Source organism: Flavobacterium hydrocarbonoxydans, from assembly GCF_009789235.1.
GTDB lineage: Bacteria > Bacteroidota > Bacteroidia > Flavobacteriales > Flavobacteriaceae > Flavobacterium > Flavobacterium hydrocarbonoxydans.
In genome coordinates this window covers 1-5,221 of sequence record NZ_WSTB01000026.1, presented here as the reverse complement: position 1 = coordinate 5,221, position 5,221 = coordinate 1, and the positions used below count along the sequence as shown (strand labels likewise).

Below are 5,221 nucleotides of genomic sequence, written 5' to 3'. Positions count from 1 at the left end.
AAAAGAAAGGCGACGACATACTCTCCCACATAACTGCAGTACCATCTGCGCAGGCGGGCTTAACTACTCTGTTCGGGATGGGAAGAGGTGAGCCCCGCCGCAATAACCACCTTAAGGTCGTTTTGCAATGGGTGATCCATGATTTATGGAACAACATTACATAATATCTTAACATACTGAGATAAAGAAAGTTTTTTATTATTAGAAAGTTTCTTCCCGATAGCCTGGGCTATCGGGAAAAGGGTGTACATAAGCTTACGGATTATTAGTACTACTCGACTATGACATTACTGCCTTTACATCTATAGCCTATCAACGTGGTCATCTTCCACGATCCTTAAAAGAAATCTCATCTTGTGGTGGGTTTCGCGCTTATATGCTTTCAGCGCTTATCCCTTCCCAACGTAGCTACTCTGCGGTGCTCCTGGCGGAACAACAGATACACTAGAGGTTAGTCCAATTCGGTCCTCTCGTACTAGAATCAGATCCACTCAAATTTCTTGCGCCCACAGTAGATAGAGACCGAACTGTCTCACGACGTTCTGAACCCAGCTCGCGTGCCACTTTAATGGGCGAACAGCCCAACCCTTGGGACCTTCTCCAGCCCCAGGATGTGACGAGCCGACATCGAGGTGCCAAACCCCCCCGTCGATATGAGCTCTTGGGGGAGATCAGCCTGTTATCCCCGGCGTACCTTTTATCCTTTGAGCGATGGCCCTTCCATGCGGAACCACCGGATCACTATGCTCTACTTTCGTACCTGATCGACCTGTATGTCTCTCAGTCAAGCTCCCTTATGCCATTGCACTCTACGCACGGTTACCAAGCGTACTGAGGGAACCTTTAGAAGCCTCCGTTACTCTTTTGGAGGCGACCACCCCAGTCAAACTACCCACCAAGCAATGTCCCCCACAATATGGGGTTAGGCCTCAGATAAACAAAGGGTTGTATTTCAACAATGACTCCACAACGCCTGGCGACGCCGCTTCAAAGTCTCCAACCTATCCTACACATCATTTATCCAAGGTCAATACTAAGCTATAGTAAAGGTGCACAGGGTCTTTTCGTCCCACTGCGGGTAAACGGCATCTTCACCGTTACTACAATTTCACCGAGCTCATGGCTGAGACAGTGTCCAGATCGTTACACCATTCGTGCAGGTCGGAACTTACCCGACAAGGAATTTCGCTACCTTAGGACCGTTATAGTTACGGCCGCCGTTTACTGGGGCTTCAATTCAATGCTTCTCCGAAGATAACATCTCCTCTTAACCTTCCAGCACCGGGCAGGTGTCAGGCCCTATACTTCATCTTACGATTTTGCAGAGCCCTGTGTTTTTGATAAACAGTCGCCTGGACCTCTTCACTGCGGCCCCGATTACTCGGGGCGACCCTTCTCCCGAAGTTACGGGTCTATTTTGCCTAATTCCTTAGCCATGAATCTCTCGAGCACCTTAGGATTCTCTCCTCAACTACCTGTGTCGGTTTACGGTACTGGTACTAATTACCTGAAGTTTAGAGGTTTTTCTTGGAAGCCCTTAGGCGCACTATCTCTTTGTCCGAAGACTCCGAGTACTATCGTATTTCCCCAAGCCGCGTGGATTTGCCTGCGCAGCTTATAGGTAGGTACTTCAACGAACTATTCCGTCAGTTCGCGGCGCTTTCATCACTCCGTCACCCCATCACAGTAATTAGTAGTACGGGAATATTAACCCGTTAGCCATCGACTGTCCCTTTCGGGTTCGCCTTAGGACCAGACTAACCCACAGCTGATTAGCATAGCTGTGGAAACCTTAGTTTTTCGGTGTGCGGGTTTCTCGCCCGCATTATCGTTACTTATGCCTACATTTTCTTTTCTAACCAGTCCAGCATACCTGACGATACACCTTCAACCCTGTTAGAATGCTCCCCTACCACTTACAGTCAGACTGTAAATCCATAGCTTCGGTAATATGTTTATGCCCGATTATTATCCATGCTCGTCCGCTCGACTAGTGAGCTGTTACGCACTCTTTAAATGAATGGCTGCTTCCAAGCCAACATCCTAGCTGTCTGGGCAGACAAACCTCGTTCTTTCAACTTAACATATATTTGGGGACCTTAGCTGATGGTCTGGGTTCTTTCCCTCTCGGACTTGGACCTTAGCACCCAAGCCCTCACTGCTGGTAAACATTATATAGCATTCGGAGTTTGTCAGGAATTGGTAGGCGGTGAAGCCCCCGCATCCAATCAGTAGCTCTACCTCTATATAACTTATAACCAGCGCTGCACCTAAATGCATTTCGGGGAGTACGAGCTATTTCCGAGTTTGATTGGCCTTTCACCCCTACCCACAGGTCATCCGAAGACTTTTCAACGTCAACCGGTTCGGACCTCCACACTGTGTTACCAGCGCTTCATCCTGCCCATGGGTAGATCACACGGTTTCGCGTCTAACACTACTGACTAAAGCGCCCTATTCAGACTCGCTTTCGCTACGGATCCGTGGCTTAACCACTTAACCTTGCCAGCAACGTTAACTCGTAGGCTCATTATGCAAAAGGCACGCCGTCACCCCACGAAAGGGCTCCGACCGCTTGTAAGCGTATGGTTTCAGGATCTATTTCACTCCGTTATTCACGGTTCTTTTCACCTTTCCCTCACGGTACTGGTTCACTATCGGTCTCTCAGGAGTATTTAGCCTTAGCGGATGGTCCCGCCAAATTCAGACAGGGTTTCACGTGCCCCGCCCTACTCAGGATACCACTATCTATTATACTCGTTACCCATACGGGACTATCACCCTCTATGGTGTCACTTTCCAGTAACTTCCGGTTCCTTGTACATAAAATATCGTGGTCCTACAACCCCAACAATGCCGTAACATCATTGGTTTGGGCTAATCCGCGTTCGCTCGCCACTACTTACGGAATCACTTTTGTTTTCTTCTCCTCCGCCTACTTAGATGTTTCAGTTCAGCGGGTTTGCCCACCTATCGGTGTACTATGTCTTCAACATAGTGGGTTGCCCCATTCGGGTATTTACGGATCAATCAATGTGTGCTTGTCCCCGTAACTTTTCGCAGCTTATCACGCCCTTCATCGCCTCTGAGAGCCAAGGCATCCCCCATACGCCCTTATTTTGCTTATTGTACCAATCATAAATTTAATTATGACCGTTTTTTTTTGTCTTTTACTATAAATAGTAAAAAACGCTTTCTACTTTTTATTATTTCTTATCTCAATATGTCAATGAACTTTTTCTTTAGAATAAAGAGCATAGAGTTTAGAAAATAGACTAAATCTATATTCTTTTCTCTATATTCTATCTTCTTTAGATAGTGGAGAATAACGGAGTCGAACCGTTGACCTCCTGCGTGCAAGGCAGGCGCTCTAGCCAGCTGAGCTAATCCCCCATTTTTCAATCTTAGATTGTAGAATTCAGATTTTAGATTTCTTAATTCTTCTCTAATTTCTTTTGGTGAATTCCAACTTCCAGAATTTCCTTTTTTAAGTTAAATAGTAGTCCCGGGCAGACTCGAACTGCCGACCCCTACATTATCAGTGTAGTACTCTAACCAGCTGAGCTACGAGACTCTGTTTTACTTAAATTTATTATTTGAACTAACAGCAAGAGTAATAAAACGTTATGATTCATATCCGACAAATCCACATCTTTTTTCCTCAACGTGTGTTTCCACTAACATATGAGGCTCTAGAAAGGAGGTGTTCCAGCCGCACCTTCCGGTACGGCTACCTTGTTACGACTTAGCCCTAGTTACCAGTTTTACCCTAGGCAGCTCCTTGCGGTCACCGACTTCAGGCACCCCCAGCTTCCATGGCTTGACGGGCGGTGTGTACAAGGCCCGGGAACGTATTCACCGGATCATGGCTGATATCCGATTACTAGCGATTCCAGCTTCACGGAGTCGAGTTGCAGACTCCGATCCGAACTGTGACCGGTTTTATAGATTCGCTCCTGGTCGCCCAGTGGCTGCTCTCTGTACCGGCCATTGTAGCACGTGTGTAGCCCAAGGCGTAAGGGCCGTGATGATTTGACGTCATCCCCACCTTCCTCACAGTTTGCACTGGCAGTCTTGTTAGAGTTCCCGACTTGACTCGCTGGCAACTAACAACAGGGGTTGCGCTCGTTATAGGACTTAACCTGACACCTCACGGCACGAGCTGACGACAACCATGCAGCACCTTGTAATTTGTCTTGCGAAAGATCTGTTTCCAAATCGGTCAAACTACATTTAAGCCTTGGTAAGGTTCCTCGCGTATCATCGAATTAAACCACATGCTCCACCGCTTGTGCGGGCCCCCGTCAATTCCTTTGAGTTTCATTCTTGCGAACGTACTCCCCAGGTGGGATACTTATCACTTTCGCTTAGCCACTGAGATTGCTCCCAACAGCTAGTATCCATCGTTTACGGCGTGGACTACCAGGGTATCTAATCCTGTTCGCTACCCACGCTTTCGTCCATCAGCGTCAATCCATTAGTAGTAACCTGCCTTCGCAATTGGTATTCCATGTAATCTCTAAGCATTTCACCGCTACACTACATATTCTAGTTACTTCCTAATAATTCAAGTCTAGCAGTATCAATGGCCGTTCCACCGTTGAGCGATGGGCTTTCACCACTGACTTACTAAACCGCCTACGGACCCTTTAAACCCAATGATTCCGGATAACGCTTGGATCCTCCGTATTACCGCGGCTGCTGGCACGGAGTTAGCCGATCCTTATTCTTACAGTACCGTCAAGTCTCTACACGTAGAGGTGTTTCTTCCTGTATAAAAGCAGTTTACAATCCATAGGACCGTCATCCTGCACGCGGCATGGCTGGATCAGGCTTGCGCCCATTGTCCAATATTCCTCACTGCTGCCTCCCGTAGGAGTCTGGTCCGTGTCTCAGTACCAGTGTGGGGGATCTCCCTCTCAGGACCCCTACCCATCGTAGCCTTGGTAAGCCGTTACCTTACCAACTAGCTAATGGGACGCATGCTCATCTTTTACCGTTGTGACTTTAATTACATCCTGATGCCAGGTCGTAATACTATGAGGTATTAATCCAAATTTCTCTGGGCTATCCCTCTGTAAAAGGTAGATTGCATACGCGTTACGCACCCGTGCGCCGGTCTCAAAGTCCGAAGACTTCTACCCCTCGACTTGCATGTGTTAAGCCTGCCGCTAGCGTTCATCCTGAGCCAGGATCAAACTCTTCATCGTATATTGTTTGT

General features: G+C 47.6%; 2 tRNA genes and 3 rRNA genes. All 5 read right to left on the bottom strand.

Features of this window, described 5'->3' with window-relative positions:
• Positions 1 to 4 precede the first annotated feature (4 nt).
• The 5 genes from rrf to GON26_RS21425 all read right to left on the bottom strand — a co-directional run bounded on the left by rrf (position 5) and on the right by GON26_RS21425 (position 5,210).
• Positions 5 to 114: ribosomal RNA gene (gene rrf, locus GON26_RS21445) — 5S ribosomal RNA — on the bottom strand.
• 131 nt (positions 115 to 245) lie between these two features.
• A 23S ribosomal RNA gene (locus GON26_RS21440) occupies positions 246 to 3,129 on the bottom strand.
• Positions 3,130 to 3,319: 190 nt separating this feature from the next.
• Positions 3,320 to 3,393, bottom strand: a tRNA-Ala gene (locus tag GON26_RS21435).
• A gap of 107 nt (positions 3,394 to 3,500) precedes the next feature.
• A tRNA-Ile gene (locus GON26_RS21430) sits at positions 3,501 to 3,574 on the bottom strand.
• A gap of 122 nt (positions 3,575 to 3,696) precedes the next feature.
• Positions 3,697 to 5,210 (bottom strand): 16S ribosomal RNA (locus tag GON26_RS21425).
• The 16S, 23S and 5S rRNA genes sit together here with 2 tRNA genes alongside, the layout of an rRNA operon.
• Between the last annotated feature and the right edge of the window lie 11 nt (positions 5,211 to 5,221).